Here is a 26,301-nt window from a genome sequence, read left to right on the forward strand (position 1 = left end):
CCGCCGAAGACAAAGTCTACGACGGCTCGACCGATGCTACTGTTACGGCGGGCGTTCTGGATAACCTGGTCACGGATGAGAACCTAAGCATTGACGCCAGCGGCAGCTTCGACAATGCCAATGCCGGATCCCGCACTGTCACCGCCAGCTATACCTTAAACGATGGTACCAATGGCCTCGCCAATAACTATTGGTTGGCGGATACTACGCATGCCGCCACCATCAACCGACGCCTACTCACCATCACTGGCACCAACGCCGAAGACAAAGTCTACGATGGCACTACGGACGCCACCCTCTCGGGTACCGCCACGCTGGATAACGTGGTGCCTAACGATAATGTCTCAATCGGCACCACCGGTACGGGGAACTTTAACGATAAAAATGTCGCCGACAACAAGCCTGTCACCGTCAGCGGTTATGCCCTTACCGGTGCGGATGCCGGTAACTATTCAGTTACTCAACCTAGTAGTCTCAGCGCCAACGTCACCCCAGCCCCGCTGACCGTTATCACCGACAACGACAGCAAAACCTACGGTGATAATGACCCCACGTTCACCTGGCAAGTCACCAACGGCAACTTGATAGGTGACGATATCCTCGCAGGTGATCTCACCCGAGAAGCGGGCGAAGATGCAGGCGATTACGCTATCAGCGCCGCCGACTTTTCCAATGGCAACTATCTGATCACCGCCCAAGATGGTGTGCTGACCATCGACCCACGCGCCATTACCGTCTCCGCCGACGACCAGTCCATAACCTATGGTGAGAATGACCCCACCCTCACCTGGCAAATAACCGATGGCAATTTGATGGGCGATGACTCTCTAGCTGGTGATCTGACCCGAGAAGCGGGCGAAGATGCAGGCGATTACGCCATTAGCGTCGCCGATCTGGCCAACGGCAACTATCTGATTACCGCCCAGGACGGTGTGCTGACCATCGATCCACGTTCTATTACCATCACCGCCGACGACCAAAACAAAACCTACGGCAATGATGACCCCTCCATCACCTGGCAAGTCACTAACGGCAACTTGGTGGGCGACGACTCTCTAGCTGGTGATCTGACCCGCGAAGCAGGTGAAGATGCAGGCGATTACGCCATCAGCGTCGCCGATCTGGCCAACGGCAACTATCTGATCACCGCCCAAGATGGTGTACTGACCATCGATCCACGTGCGATTACCGTCACCGCCGATGATCAGAACAAAACTTACGGAAATGATGACCCGACGTTCACCTGGCAAGTCACCGACGGCAGCTTGGTCGGTGACGATAGCCTTGCTGGCGATCTTACCCGCGAAGTGGGCGAAGATGTGAATGACTACGCCATCAGCGCCGCCGATCTTGCCAACGGCAACTATGTGATTACCGCCCAGGACGGCATCCTCACCATTGACCCGCGCCCGATCACCGTCGCCGCCGATGACCAGAGCAAAATCTACGGCATGAATGATCCAAAACTAACGTGGCAAGTCATAGAAGGTAACTTGATCGACAATGACACCCTTTCTGGCAATCTCACCCGCGCGACAGGTGAAATTGCTGGTAACTACAGCATCAGTCCGACGGACTTAGCCAACAGCAACTACTTCATTACTTCCCAGGACGGCACTCTATCCATCAAACAGGGAGCCAATATCGACGCGGCCATCAATCAGGCACTTCAAGCAGCATCGTCAAGCGAACAAGAAGAACGAATGCGTCAAGTCAACGAATTACCCAACGGCAACAGCCTGCTGCCCAGCGGTATCGAGATTATCGGAAATGGCATCAGTATCGCCCTGAATGACGACGCTGAGGGTGACAACTAATGCGCTATAGCTCACTTACCACACGTTCAGTCGCCATGACGGCAGTATGTTTAATGGGCTCGTTATCACTAACCAGCTATGCACAAACGCCTCTGGATGCAGGCCAACTCCTGCGCGACTCGCTGCCGGAAAGGGACTATCAGCCACGCGAGCCCTCCGTCGATATCAACCTCGAGGGCGCTCCGCTGACGGAAAGCGATGCCGAGAGTCGCGAGGTTCGCATTAACGACATTACCTTTAGCGGCAATACCGTCTATAACGATGCGACGTTGTTAGCTCAGGTTCAACCCTTTATTGGGCAAGACCATAACATGGCGGGCCTGCAGCGCATCAGCAATGCGGTTAGCCGCTTTTATCGTGACAATGGCTACCCGTTTGCCCAGGCGATGCTCCCCAAACAGAACGTTAGCCAGGGCACTCTCTCGATTCAGCTGGTAGAAGGCAACTATGGTGAGGTGTCCGTCACGGGCGATGACGATGCGTTGGTCGATAGCATTGCGCCCTACCTCTCCAACCTACGCGCAGGCGAAGTCATTCAAGGCGACACGCTTGAACGCACCGCCCTGCTGTTAGGCGATTTACCGGGCGTTAACGTAACGCCGGTGATGCGCCCGGGTGACGCCTATGGCACCGGGGACTTGGTCACCGAGGTGGCAGCAGGCGATCGCCTGCACGGCTACGTGAGCGCGGATAACCACGGTAGCCGCGCCTTTGGCGAAGGACGCGCGACGGTGGGTATTCAAGCCAATCGACTGTTGAAAGTTGGCGACGAGTTGAACGTGACTGCCCTCTATTCGGAAGAAGATTTATGGCTCGGCCGCTTGGCCTATTCTCTACCTGTCGGCTACCAGGGCTGGCGAGTGGAGGTGTCTTATGCACGCACCGAGTATGATCTTCGCTCGCCATTTAACGGTTTTACCGGCACGGCGGATACCAGTAACCTAGCCCTGAGCTATCCACTAATTCGCCAACAGCAAACCAACCTGACGGCCTCTTTTGGTGGCGAATACACCGAACTAAACGATCGCTTTGAAGGCGTTAGCTATCAAAAGCGTTACGGACATAGCTGGCCATTGGCGCTGCAGTTTGACCACCGGGACGCGCTGGGCCAGGGCGGTGTCACCTTTGGGGAGGCCCGCCTGCAAAGTGGCCAGGTCAATAACCAAGCCAATGAACAGGTGGATGGTGGTTATACCAAGGCTCGTCTTACCCTTTCGCGCATTCAAAACCTGGGCCATGGGCTCTCGCTGATGGCGAAGGGCGATATCCAGTGGGCTGATAACCCCCTGGATTCTTCCGAAGGCATGAGCCTCGGTGGCGCACGAGGCGTTAGGGCTTACCCGCAAGGGGAAGTTAGCGGTAGTCGCGTGTGGCTTACCCAACTGGAAGTTCGCTATCAGGCGACGCCTGAATTAAGCCCCTACGTGTTTTACGATCACGGGGCACGCCAACGCTTTGCCGACGAAGCCAGCGAAACACTGGCAGGCGGTGGGATCGGTGTGCGTTACACGCAGAATAACTGGTCGCTGGATGCGGCGGCGGCAACATCCACCACCGGTGATGCGGCGTCAGAAGATGAGCAAAAAGACCCACGGTTTTGGCTTTCAGCGCGTTACGCGTTTTAAGTGAAGCTTAAAACGCCTTTTCCAGCACAAAACGGGGCTGGGTGTGGCCCTCTTTGGTCACCGTTTCCGTAAACATCTCAAGCGGGCGCACCCAGAGGCCGTATTCACCGTAAAGGGCGCGGTAGACCACCAGCGGTTCCTCGCTTTCACTGTGCTGGGCGGTGCCCATCACTTCGTACAGACTGCCTTTGTAGTGACGGTAAATGCCGGGAACGGGGGCGGTCATTGGCTCTCCTCTCGAGTAGCGTTTGTGGTGGCTGGCTGGTTGGCTTTTTTGGCAAGGCGTTCCAACACTTTGGAGGCGGCGACGAAGCCAAAGGTGCCGGTCAAGAAGGTCGCCGCGCCGAAGCCGGAGGCGCAATCCAGCCGCGTGGCGTCACCGCTACTGGGCTTTTGCAGACACACTTCGCCGTCGCTGCTGGGATAGATCAACTGCTCATCGGAGTAGACGCACTCCACCGAGAAGCGCCGCTTGGGATTGCGGGAGAAACCGTAATCCCGGCGCAGCCGCGAGCGCACTTTGGAGAGCAGCGGGTCGTGCTCGGTGCGGGTGAGATCCGCGACCTGAATACGCGTGGGATCAGTTTGTCCACCGGCCGCGCCAGTCACGGTAATGGGGATTTTACGCCGCTTACACCAAGCGATCAGCGCGGCCTTGGCGATCACACTGTCGATGGCATCCACCACGTGATCGGCATCGTCAGGAATCCGTTCAGCCAAGTTGGTGGGTGTCACGAAGGCAGTGTCCGCCACAATCTCAATCTCCGGGGCAATCAAGCGGCAGCGCTCGGCCAGCACTTCAACCTTGGGCTGACCAATGGTGCCATCCAACGCGTGGAGCTGGCGGTTAACGTTGGAAACGCAGACGTCGTCTAAGTCGATCAGCGTCAGCTTGCCAATGCCCGAGCGTGCCAGGGCTTCTACCGTCCAGCTCCCCACCCCACCGACACCCACTACCACCACGTGGGCATGACGAAACGTATCAAAAGCACGCTGACCATAGAGGCGACGAATCCCACCAAAGCGCAAGTCATAGTCGCTAGAAACTGAGTCGTTAGAAACAGAGTCACTAGAAACAGAGTCACTAGAAACAGAGTCACTAGAAACAGAGTCACTAGAAACAGAGTCACTAGAAACAGAGTCACTAGAAACAGAGTCACTAGAAACAGAGTCACTAGAAACAGAGTCACTAGAAACAGAGTCACTAGAAACAGAGTCACTAGAAACAGAGTCACTAGAAACAGAGTCACTAGAAACAGAGTCACTAGAAACAGAGTCACTAGAAACAGAGTCACTAGAAACAGAGTCACTAGAAACAGAGTCACTAGAAACAGAGTCACTAGAAACAGAGTCACTAGAAACAGAGTCACTAGAAACAGAGTCACTAGAAACAGAGTCACTAGAAACAGAGTCACTAGAAACAGAGTCACTAGAAACAGAGTCACTAGAAACAGAGTCACTAGAAACAGAGTCACTAGAAACAGAGTCACTAGAAACAGAGTCACTAGAAACAGAGTCACTAGAAACAGAGTCACTAGAAACAGAGTCACTAGAAACAGAGTCACTAGAAACAGAGTCTGCAGAAGAAGGTTTCACGTTAGCCGTGGATACTTGAGAGGTTGGGGACATAGCAGATTCACTTATAGCGCTTTAAGGGCTGAAGGCTCGGCGTGGGGCGGCGTGCGCACGCTATCCAGCGGCAAGTGCCCCGCCCATCCAAGGTGATTAAACAGCGCGATCATGGTGTCATCCAAGGCGCAGCTTAATTGTACGCGCTTGTCTAACAGTGGATGGTCAAAGGCCAAATAGGTCGCGGCCAGCAGTAAGCGTGGTGCATCCATCTGCTCGGCAAAAAAACGGTTGTGGACACTTTTACCGTGCTTGGCATCGCCAACAATCGGGTAACCTCGTCGAGAGAGGTGACGGCGAATTTGGTGGCGCCGTCCGGTCAGCGGCCGCGCCTCCACCAGCGAGTAACGCGCCACCGGATAGCGGTCGACTTGCACCGGCAGCTCGACGCTATCCAGGCGGCGAATATCGGTCATCGCCGGCATGGCGGGCATTTCCGCCTTGGGCCGTGTGCCATCCTCTTCTCGCAGCGGGTAATCCAAACGCTCACTTACCGGGGCTTTACCGCGCACCACCGCCAGATAGCGCTTCTCAACCTGCCGTTCGCTAAACGCTTCGCTGAGCATGCCAGCCACTGCTGAAGAGAGCGCAAATACGATCACCCCCGAGGTCGGACGATCCAGCCTGTGAACGGGATATACCCGTTTGCCAAGCTGGTCGCGTAAGCGCTGCAGCAGAAATTCGGTTTCGCCACGCGCCAATGCCGAGCGATGTACCAAAAGCCCTGACGGCTTATGCACCGCAACCAGATACTCATCCTGATATAGTATGTTGAGTGGCGTCATAACGATCCCTGGCACTAGCCATTAACAGATACAGGGCACCATTGTCGCGGCTGGGCAGCGAGATGTCATCATCTGCAATACGGTAATGCTTCTCATTAATCCTTCTCGCCGATAAAGAAATATTAAATGTTATAAGACAACCTTAATGATTAATAAGGAGTCTCCGATAAAACGCTTTTCTGCTGCGTGGCTGGTTATTTTAGCCTCTTTTAATACCTGGGCGTCAGAACGCAGCCTGGATATCGTTGCGCCCTGGGAAATTAAAGACGCTGCCCCCGCCACCTCGGGCATCATATTCAGCCGAATGCGGCTCGCTAAAACGCTGGTAGATACTGATAATCAAGGCCAACTGTCACCGCCGAGGCGGTAGTCACCAGGGTCGAGGCCGATGGCAGTAGCGTGGTTAGGCGTCGACTCTTCCAGCCAAGGCTTGGACGGCAAACACTCTACCAAGACCCACCAGCGGCGTTCTCACCCCACTACACACTAAACCAGCTGCTTGAGGATTTACTCCGCCGCCATCAATTCGAGCGCAGCGAAGTTGCGCCACACCTGGAACGTTTGGGACTCAACAAACACCTGTTGGATCGTCGCCCCGGCGAGATCTCCGGCGGCGAACTGCAACGCTTTGCAATTCTGCGCGTACTGCTGCTCAAGCCTAGCTTCCTGTTTGCCGATGAGCCCACCTCACGGCTCGACCCGGTCACCCAACAGCAAACCCTGAGACAGCTGATTGAGCTTGCCCGAGAAAAGCGTGCGCGGTGATGCCGGTCAGCCATGACCCGGCATTAATTGCGAAGGTATGTGATCAAACCCTTTCGCTCTTAGTCTAAATTGGCAGAGTGGCGTGGTGGCAGCTACCTTAAATGAGCAACGCTACTACAGCGTTTCCATGGATTAGGAAGGAGAGATCAACATGCGCTATACAACTGTCCGTTTTTCAACACCGCTGCTTACCGCTATGGCTGCCTCGCTGCTACTCGCCACTTCGGCAGCGCAAGCTAATGAAACGCATGATGTGGAGATGCATAAAGTCAGCGCCGAGGGGGTTGAAGAGTCGATTGGTACCGTATCTCTTGAGCAAACGGATTACGGCTTATTGCTGACACCCTCACTTAAGGATCTTGAGCCCGGTGTTTACGGATTCCACGTCCATCAGAACGCCAGCTGCGACCCTGCCGAGAATGACAGCGGCGAGATAACCGCTGCGCTCTCTGCTGGCGGCCACTATGACCCCGAACAAACCGGCACTCACCAAGGCCCCTATGGAGAAGGCCATTTAGGCGATCTACCGGTGCTAACCGTTAATGAAGAGGGCGAAGCCAATCTACCCGTTCTAGCACCACGCCTAAGCATGGAAGATATGCCGGGTCGCAGCCTGATGATTCATGAAGGTGGCGACACCTACAAAGATGAGCCCCACCTGGGCGGTGGCGGCACCCGGATGGCCTGTGGTGTCGTAGAATCTTAAAATAAGCTTCACTTCAGCACTTACACAAAGCGGGTAGCCAATGGCTGCCCGCTTTTTTGGGTTTGTTATAAAACAACCCACTAAAGTCTAGCTGTGATTTAATGGTGCTTATCTGTACATTCGGCTCTGCTAAAAAAGTACCTGCTTGTGTGCTAAATAGCATGCTCACCCATCCCCCTCACTGCTCTAGGTACCTTAGATGATCACCTTTATTGTATCGATCCTGCTGTTGATAGCGGGCTACTTTACCTATGGGAAGTTCGTTGAGCGCGTATTTGTTACTGACCGAAAACGACAGACACCCGCCTTCAGCATGCGCGACAACATCGACTATGTGCCGATGAACACCACGCGCAACTCGCTTATCCAATTATTAAACATTGCCGGTGTGGGCCCCATTTTTGGCCCTATTCTCGGCGCGCTTTATGGCCCCGTGGCGTTTGTATGGATTGTGGTCGGCTGTATCTTCGCTGGGGCTGTGCATGATTACCTGACCGGTATGATCTCGATTCGCAACCACGGCGCCCATTTGCCGCAACTAGCAGGCAAGTTCCTCGGCAAAGCGATGAAGCATGTGGTCAATGGCTTTGCGATCCTGCTGCTTCTACTGGTAGGTACGGTATTTGTCACCTCCCCCGCGGCGCTACTCTCCAACATGACGTCGCTGTCGCTAACGCTGGTTATTGTCGCTATTTTTATTTACTACCTGATCGCCACGCTGCTGCCGATTGATAAGGTGATCGGCCGTATCTACCCCTATTTCGGTGCCCTGCTGCTATTCAGCGCCGCCGGTATCGGTATTGGCTTGATTGTCACGGGCGCGCCGATCCCCGAGCTTTCGTTCCAAAATATGCACCCCGACGCTGCGCCGATTTTCCCGCTACTGTTTTTAACCATCTCCTGTGGCGCACTTTCCGGTTTTCACGCCACCCAAACGCCGATTATTTCGCGCACTACTCAAAACGAAACCAATGGCCGCAAAATCTTCTACGGCATGATGATCACCGAAGGCATCATCGCGATGATCTGGGCGGCCGCTGCCATGAGCCTGTTCTACGGCGACCAGTCGCTTTCCGATGTACTAGCTGCCGGTGGCCCCGCAGCAGTCGTTAGTGAGGTTTCCACCACCATGCTCGGCGCTGTAGGCGGCACCCTGGCGGTACTCGGCGTTATTGTGCTGCCGATCACTTCGGGCGATACCGCTTTTCGTAGCGCGCGGATGATCATCGCCGACTACATCAAGATCGATCAAAAGCCGATTATGAAGCGTGTCATGGTCGCCCTACCGCTGTTTGTGGTCTCCTACGCCTTAACGCATATGGACTTCACATTGCTGTGGCGCTACTTCTCTTGGGCCAACCAAACCACGGCGGTAATAGCCTTATGGGTAGGCACTATGTACCTGGTGCTATCACGTAAGCCTCACTGGATTACCTCGATCCCAGCCACCTTTATGACCATGGCAACGTTTACCTACTTAGCCTACGCGCCGATCGGTTTTGGTCTGCCGCTGCAATTAAGCTACGTGGTCGCCGCACTAGGTACGCTCATTTGCATCGCGCTGTTTATGAAGCGTGTACGCCGCTTGAGCCGTGCCACCTTTGCGGTAGATGAGTACGTCGCAAATTTCGGCACGGACGAAACTATCGCCACCACCGCCGTTAAATAACCCACCCTAAACAGGCGGCAGATGCCACCTGGCGGCTGAAAAGCGCTGATTTTATTCAGCGCTTTTTTTATACCTGCTGATCACGCCTCGACCTTGCGTATTGCTGCCCAACAACCAAACGTTATATCATAACCATTATTATTCACTTAGCAGCTTAGCAAGAGATATTGTCAATGTGCAGCGACCCTCTGCTATCCGTGCGTGAACCCGTCTTATCCGTGCGTGGCCTGGGCATTCAAATTGGCCGACAGCAGATCGTCGATGGGCTCTCGTTTGATGTTATGCCCGGCGAACGTGTCTGCCTGTTAGGTGCATCAGGGTCGGGAAAATCGTTCACTGCAAAAGCGGTGCTGGGGCTTTTACCCCCTAATGCCCAGGTATCAGGTAGCATTCTTATTCAAGGCCAAGAGGCCATTGCTCTTCCCGCCGCCCGACGCCGAACAGAGACCCGTGTCTCGATGGTGTTTCAAGACTCACTCTCAGCCCTTAATCCTCTGGTTTCAATTGGTTCCCAGTTGCGCGAGCCATTTATCCGCCATCACGACCTATCGCGCAAGGCTGCCACCCAAGCTGCCGTGGCGCTGCTGGCAGCAATGGATCTGCCCGACCCCCTGCGGTTAATCAAGCGTACCCCGGCGGAGCTTTCCGGCGGGCAGCGCCAGCGTGTCTGCATTGCCCTGGCCATGGCGTGTAAAACCGCATTGATGGTGGCCGACGAGCCTACCACCGCACTGGATGTGGTCACTCAAGCCCAGGTGCTGAGCGCATTACGCGAGCATACCGGCCACTCGGGCACCGCCATGCTGTTTATTACCCACGATCTTCACGCCGCCTCTCAGCTCTGCCAGCGAGCAGTAATTATTGAGCGGGGCGTGGTGATTGAAAGCGGCGACCTGGATACCTTGATTACCGCACCGCAGCACCCCTTTACCCAGGAGCTGGTCGCCGCAGCACATAACGTTCAGCCGTCAGCGCTAACCCGTCGGGCATCCGCCGATTTTGTAACATCCAACGATCTTTTAAAGAGCGCCTAGATGCCAAGCCCGTTGCCCACTTATTCACCCACAATTTCACCCACAATTTCACCCACAATGAGTGCGTCAGCACTCAACGAGCGCTCCGCTTTTAATAGCAGTGAAGCGTTTCTCTGCGCACACGGGCTTAACAAAAGCGTATCGCTCCCCCGCGAGGTATTTTGGCGAGCGGGCGAACGCAAACGGATTATGCACGACATCGACCTGAACCTTTATCCAGGTGAGCGGGTGGGGCTCGTGGGCGTCTCCGGTTCGGGCAAAACCACCTTACTACGCTCGCTGCTGGCGATTGAAGCGCCCGATAGCGGGTCGATTACCTGCCAGCACCAACGCGTGCGCCCCGGCTCCACTGCCCAACTACGCTGGTACCGTCGGGCGGTTCAGTACATTCCCCAAGACCCTGCCTCGTCGCTTGATCCACGCATGAGCGTTCGCGCCTTGGTCAGTGAGCCACTGATTCGGCTGCACGTTGATTGCGACCCTGGCGAACGCGCCCGCGAAGCCCTGGCGCAAGTCGGCCTGGACGCCCCGTTTTTGGATCGCCAGCCCCATGAACTTTCCGGGGGCCAGGCACAGCGGGTGGCCATTGCCAGGGCGATCGCCACCCGCCCGCGCTTTCTGTTGGCCGATGAACCGCTAAGCGGCCTGGATCTGCCGGTTCGCGCCCAGGTTATCAGCGTGCTGAAAAAACTCTGCGATGAAAGTGGCACCGGGCTACTGATGGTGTCCCACGATTTATCGGTGGTTGCCCACCTATGCCAGCGCACACTGGTGATGGATGACGGCAACATCGTCGAAGACCGCCCAACCGCGGCGCTATGGCGCAACCCCCGCCATCCGGCAACCTTGGCGCTAATTAACGCGGTCACGCAACTGCCTAGATGCGCACTCCCCGACTGCAACGCAGCGGAGGTTGATGCGCGGGCGTAAATCCTCCACGCCGTTTTGATTAAACCCGTTTGCTTTATGCAGTGCTTAACTTTCTGCCCACCGCAAGGCTGTGCCGTTGTTCATTTTCCCAGGTATTACTAACCGCTTATTATTAGGAGTCGTTACGATGTTTCGCCACCCGCTTCGCCTGTCTCTGCCGATTGCCCTTGCCGCTCCGCTGCTGCTTGCCGGTTGTTTTGATGAACAGCCTGATACCAGCTCCACCGAATCCGGTGAGCGTATTAGCGTGGCAATGCTACAGCCACCGCGCTCTGGCTTAACGCCGCTTTCCGACGATGCCTTTAAGCTATCCCGCTGGAGCACGGCGGAAACGCTGATTCGCCTGGATGCCAGCAGCGACCCCCAGCCGTTTCTGGCCACCGAGTGGGAGCAACTGGATCCGAAAACCTGGCGGTTTGTGATTCGCGATGGCGTTGAGTTTCATGATGGCACGCCGCTAACCCCCAGCGATGTGGTGAACTCGCTGACCGCCGCCACCCAGGCCGCACCGAAACCGCGTATTTTAGATGGCGTGAACATGACCATCGAAGCCGATGGCGATAACGCAGTGATTGTGCGCACGGAAAAAGATGACCCGCTGATCCCCAACCGCCTTTCCAGCCCGCAGTTGGCAGTTCTCGCTGCCAGCGCCTACGGCGAAGATGGCCGGGTTAACCCTATCGAAGCGGGCACCGGCCCCTTCGTCTTGAAAGAGATCAACGGCACTACCAGCGCTCGGCTAGACCGCTTTGACGACTACTGGGGCGAACCGGCCGCGGTGGCTGGCATTGACGCTGACTATGTGCCCGATGGCACGGCCCGGGCGGCAGCGTTAAGAACCGGCACGGCTGATGTGGTGGAGGCCATTCCGGTCTCCCAGGTAGCGCTACTCGACCCTGATTTGGTCTTTGAGGTGCCCATGCCGCGCACCAATACGCTTTACCTGAACACTGAATCAGGCCCTATGAGCGACCCCGGCCTGCGCGCCGCCGCCCGTGAAGCGGTAAACCGCCCGGCCATCGTCAATACCGTGTACGAAGGCCGCGCCGATATCGCCGAAGGGCTACTCGGCCCCGCACTGGCCTGGGCAAGCGATTACCGCACCCCGATTGAGGATCGTACCGCGCCCACCGCCCCCAACGGCACCGAGATTACCCTGGCAACCTTCACTGACCGCGCCGAGCTGCCCGAAGTCGCCGTCCTACTTGAACAACAGCTGACACAGGCAGGCTTTAGCGTTAACCAGGAAGTGCGTGAGTACGCCCATATCGAAGCGGACGCCTTAGCAGGTGAGTTTGACGCTTTTATTCTCTCTCGTGCCACCGTGCTCGACTCCGGCGATCCGGTCGCCTATATGTTTAGCGACTTTGCCTGCGCGGGTTCTTTCAATATCGCCCAGCTGTGCGACCCGGCAGTGGATGAAGCGCTGACCAACGCGGCGGTATTGCCAACGGGCGACGATCGGCGCCAGGCGATTATCGATGCGGAAGCGGCCATTCTGCGCACCGATGCAGCGATTCCTATGCTCCACGAGCGCGTGATTCAGGGTGAATCAGCCCGCGTTACCAACGCCGAGCGTGATCCCCGCGAGCGCATGCTGATTACTGAGAAGACGTCCATTGACGCCGACAGTGACTCCTAAGGGTGAGCCGCGCATGACCACCGCAACACCGCTGCGCCTATGGCGCAGCTTGCATCTCGAGCCTTTTATTCCGTTAATCTCACGCCTGATAACGCTGGCCAGCGTGGTGGTGCTGGTCGGGTTACTACCGTGGTTATCTGGCCGTGATCCAGCGTTGAGCATTTTGCGGGCACGCTCTGCTGAGCAGGAAGCGACACCCGAGGCACTAGCCGCTATTCGCGCCCAGCTAGGTTTGGATCTTGGCCCCTTCGAGAAGCTGCAGAGCTGGCTGATGGGGCTGCTGCATGGCGATGCAGGCAACTCCTGGATTTCCGGCGCTCCTGTGCTGCCGGGTATGTTAAAAAGCGCCCAGGTATCTCTCACGCTCATGGGGTTCGGCATGCTGGTGGCAATGGTCACCGCTACGCTGATATGTGTGCCGGTGGTTCGCCGGGGCTTAAAGGGTCAGGTCCGCCGCTCATCCGGGGCGATTGGCGCAGCGCTCACGGCGCTTCCCGAGTTTCTGCTCGCCTCAATCCTGCTGGTCGTATTTGCCGCCTGGCTAAACTGGTTGCCGCCCTACGGTTGGCGAGGTTTCAGCTACGTGGTGCTACCCGCCTTTGCGCTGGGTCTTCCCGCGGGCGGCCTGCTGGGACGTTTGTTTAGCGACGGCCTTTCGGCCACCTTCACCGAGCGCTGGGTCGCTACCTGGAACGTGGCGGGCTTTTCCCACCGCCGGATTACCCTGGCAGCCCTGCGCCGCACGCTACCCAGCCTTATGCCCCAGGTGGGCATGGTGATGGTGGGCCTGACCGGCGGGGCCATTGCCGTCGAGCAGGTGTTTTCGATCCCCGGCCTTGGCCGAGCGACCCTTGGCGCGGCATCCGCTCAGGATATGCCTGCCCTACAAACCGGCATTCTGATCCTGCTGATTATCGCTATTGTATTGGGCAGCTTGGCTAACATCGGCCGCGCACTGCTGTTAGGTCGGGCGTTTCGACTCGGGGCGCTGCCAGTGGCACAACACCAGCAAAACGTTCAGCGCTGGGTGTGGGTGGTGCCCGCCATCGCGATTGTGCTGCTGATGGTGCTGGTGGCAGCGGGGATTGGTCGTGACCCGTTTAGCTCGGCCTTTATGCGTTTACAGCCGCCAAGCTTGGCGTTGCCACTGGGTGCCGACGGCACCGGCCGCGATATCCTGGCCCGGGTCGCTCACGGGGCGCTATCCACCATGGGCATGGCCATCTTAGTGGTGTTCTTTTCGCTGGTATTGGGGTTACTGATTGGCTTAGCCCCCAGACTAGCCACCGGCCCGATTGAAATCACCAAGGCAACGCCGCCTGCCATTGCGGGGCTTATTGTGGCTGGCCTGATGGGGCCAAGCGCCAGCGGGGCGATTATTGCGGTGACGGCGGTGGCCTGGGCGCCGCTCGCGGCCCACACAGCCGCCCTGGTCGCGGAAACAAAAGCCCAGCCCCATGTGCGCATCACGCCGATTTTGGGCGTGGGCCACTTCCGCTTAATGAGCCGCTATATTTTACCCGCCGTGCTTGGCCCGGTGTTTCGCCACGCCATGCTGCGCTTACCGGGGGTTGCGCTGGCCCTTGCTGCGCTGGGGTTTCTTGGTCTTGGTCCGCGCCCGCCTTCGCCGGAGTGGGGGTTGATACTCGCCGAAGGCATGCCCTACATTGAGCGTGCCCCCTGGGCGGTGCTGATTCCTGCACTAGCGCTGATTTTACTGTCGGTATTGGCGGTGTCGCTTTCCAGTATTGCGGGCTCCCGCAGGCCGCCACGCTAGACGGGCTAAATGATAGGACGCCATGCAGCGGACAATACCCCCCCTAACGCATCGTTGGGGGGTGTGAGTTTACTCGGGCTGCCACGTTACTTCGCTTAGGTAAGACGCCAAGCGACCGCTGTTCTGGAACGCTCGGCGGGCGAGTGCTGATGCGGCTTCCTCAACCTCTGTGCGATTGCCTGCCTCGCTACCTACTTGAATCACGCCGGTCATATTCATCATTAAGTGCGGCGGGCAGTAGTAAACATAGACGCCTTGTTCTTCCAACGTGACTGAAAAGCGTTCATCCATCTCACTTTCCCAGCCTTCTACACTCTCGGGCACGATATGGCTACGCACATGGTGCCCCGTGTTGGTCGGCACAAAAGTAACTGTATCGCCAGGAGCCACCTGGAGGTAGCCGGGCTCAAATACCATGCCGCCAGCGTCTGCGTAGTTGAGCATCTGGATTTCATGTTCTGCACCCAGTGCCGGTAGGGCGATACACATTAGTGATAGCGAGAAAAAACGCTTTATGATCATTCGAATGGTTCCTTATATCGAGGCGATTAGCACAGAGACTGGGAATTATTTAGCTGAGAATGTTTAAGTTGGGCGTACTCAATGGATGCAGAGTGCGTCTGTCGCACAGGGCGAATAACCGGCATACCGGAACTGTCGTGGAGTCGTTCGACCGGCACTTGGTAAAGTTCGCTGAGTAACGCCGGTTGCAACACATCGTGGGGGGTGCCTTCAGCTTTCACACTCGCCTCACCCAACAAAATGACCCGATCGGCAAATTGCGCCGCCAGGCTGAGATCATGCAGCACAGTGATGGTAATTAGCTGGCGTTGGCGCGTTTCGGTATAAACGTGTTCCAGCAACGATAATTGGTGGTGCATATCCAGCGCGCTGACCGGCTCATCAAGCAACAGGATTTTGGGCTCGCGCAATAGCACCTGACAAAAGAGGGCAAGCTGGCGCTGCCCCCCGCTGAGAGACTGAATATCACGGTGGGCAAGGTGTTGAATGCCCACTCGCTGCATTAACATCAGAGCCTGTTCCAGCACGTCATCCCCGACATGCATATGCAGTGCATCAAGATGTCCCAGCAGAACCACCTCCAGTGTCGTCAGGCAGGCATCCAGCTCATTGCCTTGCGGCATATAGCCAATATTTTCTCGCCAGGCCTTGAGCTGACGACGTGAAAGTTGACGCTCGCCATAATGAACCTCGCCAGCCTGCATCTCGATTTCGCCAAAGATTGCTTTCAGCAAGGAGGATTTACCCGTGCCGTTTGGCCCTAAAATGGCGTAGATGTGGCCTGGTTCAAAACGTAGTGAAATACCCTGCGCAGTACAGGTAGCACCGCGCAGGATAGTGGCATTGAGAATATCCAGAGAGCTCATATCAGCGCCGACTTATAATAATCCAAAAGAAGAAAGGCACGCCGATAAACGCGGTTACGATACCGACGGGAAACAAAGCGCCCGGTATGATGCTTTTGGAGAGTACTGAAGAAGCGGAGAGAAACGCCGCACCGGTCACCATCGAAAGCGGCACGAAGAAGCGTTGATCTTCCCCTACCAGCATCCGAGCAACGTGCGGAGCCACTAGGCCAATAAAACCGATAACACCAACAAAACTGATCGCAACCGACGTCATCAACGCGACGAGAAACAGCACCACCAGCCTTAACCGTTGTGGGTCAACACCCAAGGCCGCCGCACGCTGTTCCCCAAGGCGTAGCGCCGTCAACTGCCAAGACAGCCGCATCAACAAGCTGATACATACCACTGTCACCGCCGCCGTAATGGACAGGCTAAGCCAGTTGGTTTTGGTCAAGTTGCCAAACAACCAAAACAGTATCTGCTGGCTAACTTCAGGTGCAGACAGATATTGCACCAATGACAACAGCGACTGAAAAAGAAATAACAAGGCAATGCCAGTCAGCACCAGCATGGCCGATGTCATGCGGGGTAAGGACGCAACGGCAAACAATACCCCCGACGCTAGCATGGTCATAATGAAAGCGCCCAGAGGAACGGCGAACAGCAGAGGCAGTCCAAAAGTGCCCAGCGCAATCACCAGCGATGCACCAAAACCAGCCGCTGCCGCCAACCCCAGGGTGTAGGGGCTGGCCATCGGGTTGTTCAACAGGGTTTGTATCTCGGCACCGCCCACGCCTAGCGCCGCCCCCACAACTAGCGCCATGAGAGCCATCGGCAAGCGCATTTCCATGACAATGACACGGGTCATTTCATCCACGTCACCAATATTCAGCAGCGCATTCACGACTGCCCCTGGGGCCAGCATCGAAGGGCCTGTGGCAATATCTAACACTAGGGTGAAGAACGCCACGAAGCCAATCCCACCAACGATACGCCAGCGACGCCTTTCAAGACGTCGCTGGTGCTGTATGGTGGCCCTCAAGGAAGTATCCACGTTGGCCATACCCGGCATTATCAGTCCCCTACGTTAGGGGCCGTAACCATAAACGTACCTTCCGGCACTACCGGCAAATAACGCTCGTGGAAATCGAGATAAGTCTGGCGTGGCGCCAAGTCCTCAAAAAGGTCGGGGTAGGTCACTTTTGCAAAGTATTCAATCATTGCGGCATCGGTGATTGAGCGGGAAGCACCTTGGTAAACGCCGTAGAGACGGCCATTTTGAATTGCCGGGAGTGATGACCATCCAGAACGCTCGGCAAAGCCAGCCAATCGACGCTGAGCTTCTTCACGAGGAATATCAATGCCCATCACCATAGCTTCATCATTTTTGTCCAATTCCGTTTCGCGCCCGGCGATTATGATGACCTCTGGGCGTGATGCCAGCACCTGTTCGGGGTTCATCGGCCCCCACCATTCGACGTAGGGCCGGGCAATATTGTCACCGCCGGTCACGTCAATCACCGCACCCCACATGTTCTTGCCATAGGTAAAGCTGTACTCGGATGGCCCTTTATTGCCGAACTCAACGTAAACCCGAGGTGGCTGACGATCAGCGTCAGCAATACGCTGGGTAATACGTTCAACCGTCGCGCGATATTCATCGGCAATAGTCTCTGCACGCGCCTCTTCACCCGACACAATGCCCAACAAACGAGTACTTTCCAGATGCCGCTCCAAGGTCTGCGCATTGTAGTCGACGACTACAATGGGGATACCAGCGTCTTCGATGCGGTCTACATCAGGCCCGAGCGCTTTATACTGCCAATCAGCCAGTACTGCGACGTCGGGATCAAGGGACAACAGTTTCTCTACAGAAAAGGTACCCGCTTCCACTTCTCCGACGTCAGGTAGTTCATTCAAGCGCGGTACAGCACTGCTGAAACGCTCCCAACTCACTGGGTTCCAGACCGACCAGACGTCTTTTGAGAACCCGACCACTTGATCAAAGGCATCGACGCCACCAATGGCCATATAATCAGGGTAATAGAAGCCCAGAAAAACTCGTTCAGCGGGCAGATCTAATGTCACTTCGCGATCCAATACGTCCGTGACCACCCGAGATTCGGCTAGTGCCGGGGCACACAACAGGCATAGCAGCACCACTGCCATCGTATGCTTTATCGCCCTGATACCGCTCTTTTCAACCACCATCAAAACGCTCCTTTTTTCTCAATATGATGAGTAGTGCAAGTGAGCGTCATTATAATTTCTTGCCGAATGCATGTAAATCAAAATGATAACAGTTTGTATTTGTAAGCTCTTCATCCTCGCTAGATTTACGCGAAGGATGGGGCTACTACAGAAATCAGTAAACACAGTTAAACGCAAAACGGGCAGCCAAGTGGCTGCCCGTTTTGTATTGTACGAATGGCTGAACTAGTCAGCTAACAGATTGACTAGAGCGTTTTACTCGTCGCCTGCCATCTGCATTTGGCGCTGCATGTAATTCTGGATGCCCACCTTATCGATCAAACCAAGCTCGGTTTCGATATGGTCGATATGATCTTCTTCGTCAGCGAGCAGGTCACGCAGCATATCGCGGGTAACGTAGTCTTTAACGCTCTCGCAATAGGTGATCGCTTCAATGTAGTCGTTGCGACCATCGTGCTCGATTTTCAGATCGCTTTCGAGCATCTCTTTGACGTTTTCGCCAATATGCAGCTTACCCAGGTCTTGCAGGTTGGGGATACCTTCCAGGAATAGAATGCGCTCGATGATCTTGTCAGCGTGCTGCATCTCTTCGATGGACTCATCATATTCCCACTTGGCGAGGGCTTTCAGGCCCCAATCTTTGTACATCTTGGCGTGCAAAAAATACTGATTGATCGCAACCAATTCGTTGCCGAGCGCCTTATTGAGATGCTCAATAACTTTCGTATCACCTTTCATAACGTCACCTTTTCTACTGTAATGCTGATGTTTAATCTAGTTTAGACAAGACGATCAAGCAGTTACGTTTGGAGAAGAGCATAGACGCAAATAGCTATACCCCCAGCGTTTCTGGGAGTATAGATAAGATAATGAAAAGTTCAAGCAAATCATATATTTGCTAAAGATAACCCTAACAATAGTGATTCGCGTCACACGGCATAAGCGAGCCCCATATTGGCTTCCTGGCGCGCTTCCTGAACGGCATCGCGGGTAATCGTTTTAGCGTAGCACGCGCACTTACCACACTGCGTTGCGCAGCCGGTTGCCTCGCGTACTTCTCGCCAGCTGCGCGCACCGTCGTTAACGTGCTGGCGAATTTGATGGTCGGTTACTCCCTTGCACACGCAAACGTACATGGCGACACCTCATAAAAGTCATGAGATGAATGTAAATGATTCGCATACATCTTATCAAGTAGAAATGGCTGCTTTTTGTTATCTATTCGTCTTAACCGATAAACGCATCACCATAAGATATTGTCTCAGCGCTACTTTTCGGCTCACACCCATAGGAATTATTTTTTCGGCAAAACCACCGTTTGCGTGTTGGAAGCAATATCTGGCCAGCTACGACGCTGTTTATCGAACAACACCCATAAGTAGCCCAAACCAAACGCTAATAGCGAGAGCCACGCTACCGCGCAGCGGACGAGGCACTGATTTAAGTTCAGCGAGTAACCATCTGCCGCTTGCACCCGTAGCCGCCACGCCTGCATGCCTAATGTCATGCCGCCACGCGACCAGGAAAAAACAAAAAACAACGTAACAAAAAACACCAGCATGAGGCGTAGGCTCCAAATATCACTGGCCGTGGTGCCAATCTCTTCGGGCTGTTGACCCAGCACATAGCGAAAAAACAGCATATGAATGACCGTCACGGCGATCCAAATCGCAGTAACCAAAAAGCCGTCGTACAGCATGGCGCCCAAACGGCGGCCAAGGCCCGCTGGCCATACGCTGTCCAACTGAGTAAAGCGTCGTGTTCCCATAGTTCTTTCTCGGCTCCTGGTGGGCTATGTTTGGGCGATCATCGGCCGCAATAGCAAGCTGTTGCGGCATTAACCGTTGCGACGTAGGAAGAATATCCCGACCCCGGCACACGCCAGAGTCGGCACTAGCACGGCCCATACGGGTGAAAAGCCAAAAATCGTCGAGGCCGGCGCCAGCAGATCCTGGACGTACTTAAAGGTAAGCCCGGTGATAACGCCGTAAAACACCCGGGTGCCTGCAGCCACGGTACGCAGGGGCCCAAACACAAAGGAGGCAGCAATTAGCACCAGCGACCCCATGGTGAGCGGCATCAGCATCTTCTGCCAAAAATACAGTAGCGCTTGGTCATTCTGCAGGCCCTGCTCTTCAAGGAACTGGGCATAAGCCCAAAGTTCGCTGGGCGCTTGACTCTCGATATCGCGCAGCAGCCGCTCTAGCTGGGTGGGCGTAAAGGAGGTTTCCCAGTCCAAGCTTGCTGCTTGGTCAGACTCGGTGTGATCATCGAAAATGCGCGTGGTAGCAACGTTTTCCAAGCGCCAAGCATCACCTACCCAGCGAGCGCGCTCGGCGTAAGTGGCTTCGACTAGCTGGCGGTCATCAAAACGGTAGCGGGTTAAATCAAGCACAACGTTATCCGCACGAATTGCCCCAAAACGGTAGACGCTATCGCCCTCTATCTGCCAGCCACTGCGGCTGGTTAGCATGGCGCCCTCGCCCTGGAGTTTTTCCAGTCGCCACGCCTCGGCATACTGCTCGGTGCGCGGGCTGACATACTCGGCAACTAACAGCACTATTACCACTACTACCAGAACTGGCTTCATCACCCCCCACAAAATCCTCACCAGAGAGCGGCCAGCGGCGCGCATGACGGTGAGTTCGTTGCTGGAGGCCATGCTACCCAAACCTATCAGCGCCCCGATTAATACCGCCACTGGGGCGTACTGATAGAAGCGCCAAGGTGTACGCATTAGCAAGTAAAGGAGTGCATCTAACGCCGTATAGCTAGCCTGCACATCGCCTAAATCATCGATATAGGCGATGGTAATATCCAATCCCAGCAGCACGAACTGAACAACGATAATAGCCGCCAGAACATTGCGGGCAATATAACGATCGAGACGGTCAGCTACTGTTAGCATTAGCGCATCCCCTTGCGTTGCGAGCGCCATAGCAATAATAGGCCCAGCCCTATAAACAGCCCATGTACTGGCCACACGCCCAGCATGGTGGGCCAAGTACCGCTGCCAATCGCATCGACAACCGCAAGCAGCAGGCTGAGATAGGCGACGTATAAAAATACTGCGGGGAGTAGTTTGCCAAAACGTCCCTGGCGGGGATTAACCCGAGAAAGTGGCTGCGCCAATAAGGCCAGTACAAACACCATAAGTGGGAGCCCGGCCCGCCACTGCCACTGGGCTTGAGCACGGGGGCTTGGATCATCCCATAGCGCGGGCGTGGTGGCATACTCCAGTGAATCAAGCTCCTGCCGGTCGCGACTCAACCCCAGGCGCAGCGTATAGCGCTCAAAAGTGAGCCGCTCGGCGCTCTTCTCGCCTGGCGTCACCCCAAAGCGCTCACCGTCATCCAACACCAAAAAGCGGCTACCCGTTTCGAGCCGGGTTTCCTGATAGCCCGATACCGCGCGGGTAACGAAGTCATGGGTCCCTTTGTCGCCCTGCTGGTTTTGTTCGTGCACCAGCACGTCTTGCATTTCCGTGCCGTCGCTAGAGAAGCCGCCTATATACGCGGTACGACCACCGCCAAACTCTTGAAAGCGCCCTGGGGCCAGTACGGAAACATCCAGGCGGCTACGCTGCTCTTCCAGCGCGGTTTCTGTTTGCAGCGCCCCTAAAGGCGTCAGCCATAGGCTACAGATACCGACCAGCACCGCAACGACGCTGGCGGGCAGCAGGGTCACTTTTAACAGCCGCGTGGGGCTCATCCCGCAGGCGACCATCACGGTGATTTCACTGTTCATATAAAGCTGCCCGTAGGCGAGTAGGATGCCTAGAAAAAACGACAGGGGCAGGATCAATTCCATAAAGCCAGGCAGGTGAAACATCATTAGGCTGCCTAGCATGGAGACGGGGATATCGCCTTCCGCCGCGTCTGAAAAATAGCGGATAAAGCGGCTGCCCATGATCACCAGCAGCAGAATACCAGCGACCGCTGACATGGTGAGTAACACTTCGCGAGTTAGATATCGAAATAAAATCAACGCGCTCTCCGGCTAGTCGTGCAAGATGCCATGCAATAAGCGCATGGCTTGGGTACACTAATCAAACTATTCTCAGTCCCTGTTCAAAATCAAAAGCAACGGGGCATTATCCCGAATCCCTCGATGCTTGTCTTGTTGGAGACGTCATGGAATTTTCCGTTCAGACCGCAAACCCGGCCAAAGCTGAAACACCCTGCCTCTTGGTGCCGGTTTTTAAAGGGAGCGAGCTACTGCCCACCGTCGCCAAACTGGACGACGCCAGCGAGCGCCTGATCGGCCAGTTGCTTGAACGCGGCGACTTTGAAGCAGCGCTGGGCAACGTGCAACTGGTACCGTTTGCGCCGGGCCTAGGCGCCGAACGCATCTTACTGGTTGGCTTGGGTGAGCGCGAAAAATGCCAGGAAGCGGCTTTCATTAAAGCGCTGGATGCGGCCATGACCGCACTGGTAAAACTACCTATCGACGAAGCCAGCGTGATATTTGGCGATGTGCCGTTGCCCGACCGCGACGCGGCCTGGAAAGCGCGCAAGGTGATGGAAGCCGCAGAGCGGGCTATTTATCGCTTTGACCAGTTCAAATCGACCCCCGCGCCAGCCCCCAGCCTTGCCAAGCTGACGTTAATTATCAGCGATGCCGACGCCGTCCCGCAGGTGAAGCAGGGTGCCTTAGTGGGCAACGCCATTGGCCAGGGCATCAACTATACCCGCACCCTGGGCAATCTCCCCGCTAACATCTGCACACCCCGCTATTTAGCCGAGCAGGCGCAGCAACTGGGCCGCGACTCACAAGGCGCGCTTGAGGTCGAGATTCTTGATGAAGAAGCGCTGGAATCTCTGGGTGCAGGCTCGCTGTTATCCGTGGGCCGCGGCAGTAAAGAGCCGACACGCCTGATCGTGATGAAGTACCAGGGCGCCGACAACGCCGACGAAGCCCCTCATGTACTGATCGGCAAAGGCATCACTTTTGATACCGGCGGTATTTCGCTCAAGCCCGGCGAAGGCATGGACGAAATGAAGTTCGACATGTGCGGCGCCGCCAGCGTATTCGGCACCGTCAAAGCGGTATTGGCAATCAAGCCCAAGCTCAACCTGGTGTTTATCGTTGCCGCCGCGGAAAACATGCCCGACGGCCACGCCACCAAGCCCGGCGACATCATCAAAACCCTCAAAGGGCTGACCGTCGAAGTGCTTAACACTGACGCGGAAGGCCGCTTGGTGCTGTGCGATGCACTCACTTACGCCGAGCGTTTTACTCCGGCCAGCGTAGTAGATATCGCGACTCTCACCGGCGCGGTGATTATTGGCCTGGGCCACCATGCCACCGGCCTGCTCTCCAACGACGACGACCTAGCGCTGGATCTGCTGGACGCGGGCGAAGCCGCTTGGGATCGCGCTTGGCACCTGCCGCTGTGGGATGAGTACCAGGAACAGTTGGACTCCAACTTTGCTGATTTAGCCAATATTGGCGGTCGTCCGGCGGGTACGATTACTGCCGCGTGCTTTCTGTCGCGCTTTGCCGACCACTTCCCCTGGGCACACCTGGATATTGCCGGTACCGCCTGGCACTCCGGCAAGCAGAAAGGCGCCACCGGCCGCCCAGTGGGGCTGTTAACCCAGTACCTGCTTGACCGTGAAACAGACGCCCAGGTAGAAAATAGCGACGGCTGATATCACCACTCTTCATCACGAGCGGTGCTCAACGGTTGCCTTTCAGCGCGGCAACCGTTAAACCTGAACATATCAAGGTGCAGCGAGCAAAAACTCGCTGAATCTTTATCGTATCGTCAATAACACCCAACCGCCCTCTTACAGGAACGGTTCAAGCGGAGAGTAACAGCCGTGCCCACTGCCAGCTTTGAAACGAGTTTTGAAACCCTGCCATCCAATCAGCCGGTGGCCGTTGAGATCCGTGAAAACATTCTTAAAAATCCCGGCTTTGGTCGCTACTTTAGCGACCATATGGCGCATATCCGCTGGACCGGCGACGCCGACTGGCATGGCCATCAGGTGCGCCCATACGGCCCGCTGACGCTGGATCCCGCCGCCTCTGTGCTACATTACGGCCAAGAGATTTTTGAGGGCATCAAAGCCTACCGTCACGCGGATGGCTCGATCTGGACATTCCGCCCGGAGAAAAACGCCGAGCGTTTTCGCCGCAGTGCCCGTCGCCTAGCACTACCCGAGCTTTCCGATGAAGACTTTATTGGCTCACTGAAAGCGCTATTAGCTCAAGACCACGCCTGGGTGCCAACGCCTGCCAACGCTTCTGACGAGTGCAGCCTCTATCTGCGTCCGTTTATGATCGCCTCAGAAGCGTTTCTCGGCGTACGCCCATCACAGGAAGTCGACTACTACGTGATCGCCTCTCCGGCGGCGGCGTACTTTAAAGGCGGTGTTGCACCGGTTTCGATCTGGCTCTCCTCGAACTATAAGCGCGCTGCTGCAGGCGGCACCGGCTTTGCCAAGTGTGGGGGCAACTACGCCGCTTCATTAGCCGCGCAGAAAGAAGCCGAAGCCCACCAGTGTGGCCAAGTCGCGTTTCTTGATGCTGCTGAAAACAAGTGGGTGGAAGAGCTGGGCGGTATGAACCTGTTCTTCGTCTTCAAAGATGGTCGTCTAGTGACTCCTCGTCTGACCGACACGATTTTGGAAGGCGTGACGCGCAACTCAGTCCTCACGCTGGCCAAAGATGAAGGCCTAATGCCGGAAGAGCGCGCTATCAGCATTGATGAGTGGCGCGAAGGCGCAGCGTCCGGCGAGATCACCGAAGTCTTTGCCTGCGGCACCGCCGCGGTTATCACCCCAGTCGGCGAGCTGGTCACCGAAAACGAGCGTATCAAGCTAGTTGCCGGTGGCAATAACGAGATTGCCATGCGCATTCGTACCAAACTGCTCGACCTGCAATATGGCCGTAGCGAAGATAAGTACGGCTGGCTCACCCAACTGGTTTAAGCCGGTTTAACACCCGCGCTTAAAACCTCATCACCGCCGCACCTTTTGCGGCGGTGCTGTTTCTGGAACGGACCTACCTGGAACCGCCGATGGCACGTATTGATTTCTATATTTTGCCCGATACGACCTTAGAGGCGCGCTTGCAGTTTGCCTGCAAACTTGCCGAAACCATCTGGCGTAAAGGCTACCGCCTGCACCTGCACTGCGAGGATAAAGCCCTCGCCGAACAGGCGGATGACGCGCTGTGGAATTTCCGCCCGGACGCCTACCTGCCCCACGCCTTGGAAGACAGCGAGATGGCCGCCAGCGTGCCGATCACGCTAGGCTGGCAGCAGTTACCGATGCCCACGCAAGAGACCGCGTTACTCAACCTGCACCCCGATATTCCCGACGGCGTAGAAAACTACGCACGGGTCGCCGAGATCATTAATCAGCACCAACAAGTGCTGGTCGCCAAACGCGCCTGCTGGCAGCGCTATAAAGAATTGGGCCATGAAGTTGTTCCGCATAAGCTTGGTTAACTAATTTTTTAACAACAATAACTCAACGAACGAGAGCGCCGATGCTGTCCCACGCCTTTTTAGCCCGCGCCCCACTGGCCGTTATTGTCATCGCCCAGCTGTTCGGCACCTCGCTATGGTTTAGCGTTAATGGCGTTGGCTTGGCACTTCAGGATGCCGTAGGCCTAAGCGAAAGCGATTTAGGATTGCTCACCATCGCCGTTCAGGCCGGGTTTATTACCGGCACCCTGGCGATTGCCACCACCGGCCTTGCGGATCGCATTCGCGCCAGCCACTTGTTTGCGATTTCCGCTGTTCTTGGCGCACTGATCAACGCTGCGTTTATCGCTGTGGCCGAGAGCGTGACGCTCGCCGCTATCGCACGCTTTGCGACCGGGCTGTGTCTGGCGGGCATCTACCCGCTGGGCATGAAGCTAGTGGTGAGCTGGACACCCAGCCACGCCGGCGCCGCGCTGGGCTGGCTGGTGGGCATGCTGACCCTGGGCATTGCCTCGCCGCATCTACTGCGCGGTTTAACGTTGAACCTGCCCTGGCAGTGGCCGCTGCTGCTGGCTTCACTGCTGGCGCTGGTTGCGGCGCTGATGATTTATAGACTGGGCGTTGGCCCGCACTTACCGGCCACCGCCAAAAGCGGGCGCCCCTGGGCAGGCTTAGCCGCGTTCAAACAACCCCGCTTTCGCGCCGCCGCGCTGGGCTACTTCGGTCACTGCTGGGAGCTGTACGCGCTGTGGGCGCTGGTGCCGTTTCTGGTCGCCCGGGAGCTGGAGCGCTTGGGTGCTTCAAACAGCGCCCAGCCATGGCTAAGTTTTGCGATGATCGCGCTGGGCTTGCCCGGCTGCGTACTCGCAGGCAGGTGGAGCCGCCATATCGGCAGCGACCGAG

27 protein-coding genes are annotated in these 26,301 nt (G+C 56.2%); 14 read left to right on the plus strand and 13 right to left on the minus strand.

Going from position 1 to position 26,301, the window contains the following annotated elements; genetic code table 11:
• Both KUC_RS03175 and KUC_RS03180 read left to right on the plus strand, forming a co-directional pair.
• A partial coding sequence (locus tag KUC_RS03175; protein ID WP_040479396.1) for an MBG domain-containing protein occupies positions 1 to 1,817 on the plus strand: 1,817 nt, incomplete at its 5' end.
• Entirely contained in the window at positions 1,817 to 3,442 is a 1,626-nt protein-coding gene (locus KUC_RS03180; RefSeq protein WP_050804801.1) for a ShlB/FhaC/HecB family hemolysin secretion/activation protein, read from the plus strand. The genes KUC_RS03175 and KUC_RS03180, both read left to right, overlap by 1 nt.
• Positions 3,443 to 3,449: 7 nt before the next feature.
• Here the strand turns inward: KUC_RS03180 and KUC_RS03185 are convergent, their stop codons facing one another.
• The 4 genes from KUC_RS03185 to KUC_RS03200 form a co-directional block, all read right to left on the minus strand.
• Positions 3,450 to 3,668 (minus strand): DUF1653 domain-containing protein, encoded by a 219-nt coding sequence (locus KUC_RS03185; protein WP_007111652.1) that lies wholly within the window; start codon positions 3,666 to 3,668, stop codon positions 3,450 to 3,452.
• On the minus strand, positions 3,665 to 4,471 hold the full coding sequence (gene tcdA, locus KUC_RS03190) for a tRNA cyclic N6-threonylcarbamoyladenosine(37) synthase TcdA (protein WP_007111653.1): 807 nt from the start codon (positions 4,469 to 4,471) through the stop codon (positions 3,665 to 3,667). Before tcdA ends, KUC_RS03185 begins: the two co-directional genes overlap by 4 nt.
• Complete coding sequence (locus KUC_RS19045) at positions 4,396 to 5,007, minus strand: hypothetical protein (protein WP_050804802.1); 612 nt, start codon at positions 5,005 to 5,007, stop codon at positions 4,396 to 4,398. Before KUC_RS19045 ends, tcdA begins: the two co-directional genes overlap by 76 nt.
• A 75-nt stretch (positions 5,008 to 5,082) precedes the next feature.
• Positions 5,083 to 5,856, minus strand: a complete 774-nt coding sequence (locus tag KUC_RS03200; RefSeq protein ID WP_007111654.1) for a pseudouridine synthase — start codon at positions 5,854 to 5,856, stop codon at positions 5,083 to 5,085.
• Positions 5,857 to 6,001: 145 nt separating this feature from the next.
• On the opposite strand from KUC_RS03200, the gene KUC_RS03205 reads away from it, so the two are divergent.
• From KUC_RS03205 to KUC_RS03240, 8 genes are all read left to right on the plus strand, one after another.
• Positions 6,002 to 6,226 carry a hypothetical protein gene (locus KUC_RS03205; RefSeq protein WP_007111655.1) on the plus strand — a complete coding sequence of 75 codons (225 nt, stop codon included), beginning with the start codon at positions 6,002 to 6,004 and terminating at the stop codon, positions 6,224 to 6,226.
• A 29-nt stretch (positions 6,227 to 6,255) separates the two neighbouring features.
• Entirely contained in the window at positions 6,256 to 6,621 is a 366-nt protein-coding gene (locus KUC_RS03210; RefSeq protein WP_007111656.1) for an ATP-binding cassette domain-containing protein, read from the plus strand.
• 151 nt (positions 6,622 to 6,772) lie between these two features.
• Positions 6,773 to 7,327 (plus strand): superoxide dismutase family protein, encoded by a 555-nt coding sequence (gene sodC / locus KUC_RS03215; RefSeq protein ID WP_007111657.1) that lies wholly within the window; start codon positions 6,773 to 6,775, stop codon positions 7,325 to 7,327.
• 199 nt (positions 7,328 to 7,526) lie between these two features.
• Positions 7,527 to 8,996, plus strand: a complete 1,470-nt coding sequence (locus KUC_RS03220; protein ID WP_007111659.1) for a carbon starvation CstA family protein — start codon at positions 7,527 to 7,529, stop codon at positions 8,994 to 8,996.
• Between the two features lie 173 nt (positions 8,997 to 9,169).
• Entirely contained in the window at positions 9,170 to 10,030 is an 861-nt protein-coding gene (locus KUC_RS03225) for an ABC transporter ATP-binding protein (protein WP_050804803.1), read from the plus strand.
• Entirely contained in the window at positions 10,031 to 10,960 is a 930-nt protein-coding gene (locus KUC_RS03230; protein WP_244264729.1) for an ABC transporter ATP-binding protein, read from the plus strand.
• Positions 10,961 to 11,087: 127 nt separating this feature from the next.
• The gene (locus KUC_RS03235) at positions 11,088 to 12,602 is read left to right on the plus strand and encodes an ABC transporter substrate-binding protein (protein WP_007111662.1); all 1,515 of its coding nucleotides are present in this window, start codon (positions 11,088 to 11,090) and stop codon (positions 12,600 to 12,602) included.
• 13 nt (positions 12,603 to 12,615) lie between these two features.
• Positions 12,616 to 14,379 (plus strand): ABC transporter permease subunit, encoded by a 1,764-nt coding sequence (locus KUC_RS03240; protein WP_007111663.1) that lies wholly within the window; start codon positions 12,616 to 12,618, stop codon positions 14,377 to 14,379.
• A 69-nt stretch (positions 14,380 to 14,448) separates the two neighbouring features.
• Here the strand turns inward: KUC_RS03240 and KUC_RS03245 are convergent, their stop codons facing one another.
• From KUC_RS03245 to lptF, 9 genes are all read right to left on the minus strand, one after another.
• Complete coding sequence (locus KUC_RS03245) at positions 14,449 to 14,901, minus strand: pseudoazurin (protein ID WP_007111664.1); 453 nt, start codon at positions 14,899 to 14,901, stop codon at positions 14,449 to 14,451.
• Positions 14,902 to 14,927: 26 nt separating this feature from the next.
• Complete coding sequence (locus tag KUC_RS03250) at positions 14,928 to 15,767, minus strand: ABC transporter ATP-binding protein (protein WP_007111665.1); 840 nt, start codon at positions 15,765 to 15,767, stop codon at positions 14,928 to 14,930.
• Position 15,768: 1 nt separating this feature from the next.
• Complete coding sequence (locus KUC_RS03255) at positions 15,769 to 16,821, minus strand: FecCD family ABC transporter permease (RefSeq protein ID WP_007111666.1); 1,053 nt, start codon at positions 16,819 to 16,821, stop codon at positions 15,769 to 15,771.
• A 2-nt stretch (positions 16,822 to 16,823) separates the two neighbouring features.
• Positions 16,824 to 17,960 carry an ABC transporter substrate-binding protein gene (locus KUC_RS03260; protein WP_007111667.1) on the minus strand — a complete coding sequence of 379 codons (1,137 nt, stop codon included), beginning with the start codon at positions 17,958 to 17,960 and terminating at the stop codon, positions 16,824 to 16,826.
• Positions 17,961 to 18,215: 255 nt separating this feature from the next.
• Entirely contained in the window at positions 18,216 to 18,698 is a 483-nt protein-coding gene (bfr, locus tag KUC_RS03265; RefSeq protein WP_009288515.1) for a bacterioferritin, read from the minus strand.
• A gap of 191 nt (positions 18,699 to 18,889) precedes the next feature.
• Entirely contained in the window at positions 18,890 to 19,096 is a 207-nt protein-coding gene (locus KUC_RS03270) for a (2Fe-2S)-binding protein (protein ID WP_040479399.1), read from the minus strand.
• Between the two features lie 158 nt (positions 19,097 to 19,254).
• On the minus strand, positions 19,255 to 19,728 hold the full coding sequence (locus KUC_RS03275; RefSeq protein WP_007111671.1) for an RDD family protein: 474 nt from the start codon (positions 19,726 to 19,728) through the stop codon (positions 19,255 to 19,257).
• A 69-nt stretch (positions 19,729 to 19,797) separates the two neighbouring features.
• On the minus strand, positions 19,798 to 20,868 hold the full coding sequence (gene lptG, locus KUC_RS03280) for an LPS export ABC transporter permease LptG (RefSeq protein WP_040479402.1): 1,071 nt from the start codon (positions 20,866 to 20,868) through the stop codon (positions 19,798 to 19,800).
• Positions 20,868 to 21,947: an LPS export ABC transporter permease LptF gene (gene lptF, locus KUC_RS03285; RefSeq protein WP_083825741.1), complete on the minus strand. Its 1,080-nt coding sequence runs from the start codon at positions 21,945 to 21,947 to the stop codon at positions 20,868 to 20,870. The genes lptG and lptF overlap by 1 nt, the downstream gene beginning before the upstream one ends.
• Positions 21,948 to 22,093: 146 nt before the next feature.
• Here lptF and KUC_RS03290 point away from each other — a divergent pair, with 146 nt between their 5' ends.
• From KUC_RS03290 to KUC_RS03305, 4 genes are all read left to right on the plus strand, one after another.
• Positions 22,094 to 23,614, plus strand: a complete 1,521-nt coding sequence (locus KUC_RS03290) for a leucyl aminopeptidase (protein WP_007111674.1) — start codon at positions 22,094 to 22,096, stop codon at positions 23,612 to 23,614.
• A gap of 171 nt (positions 23,615 to 23,785) precedes the next feature.
• A complete protein-coding gene (locus tag KUC_RS03295) occupies positions 23,786 to 24,898 on the plus strand; it encodes a branched-chain amino acid aminotransferase (RefSeq protein WP_007111675.1) in 1,113 nt (370 codons plus the stop codon).
• An 89-nt stretch (positions 24,899 to 24,987) separates the two neighbouring features.
• Positions 24,988 to 25,419: a DNA polymerase III subunit chi gene (locus KUC_RS03300; RefSeq protein WP_040479405.1), complete on the plus strand. Its 432-nt coding sequence runs from the start codon at positions 24,988 to 24,990 to the stop codon at positions 25,417 to 25,419.
• 41 nt (positions 25,420 to 25,460) lie between these two features.
• The coding region (locus KUC_RS03305) for an MFS transporter (protein ID WP_244264730.1) at positions 25,461 to 26,301 on the plus strand (841 nt) is incomplete at its 3' end.

The sequence above is a fragment of the Vreelandella boliviensis LC1 genome (assembly GCF_000236035.1).
In the GTDB taxonomy this organism is placed as follows: domain Bacteria; phylum Pseudomonadota; class Gammaproteobacteria; order Pseudomonadales; family Halomonadaceae; genus Vreelandella; species Vreelandella boliviensis.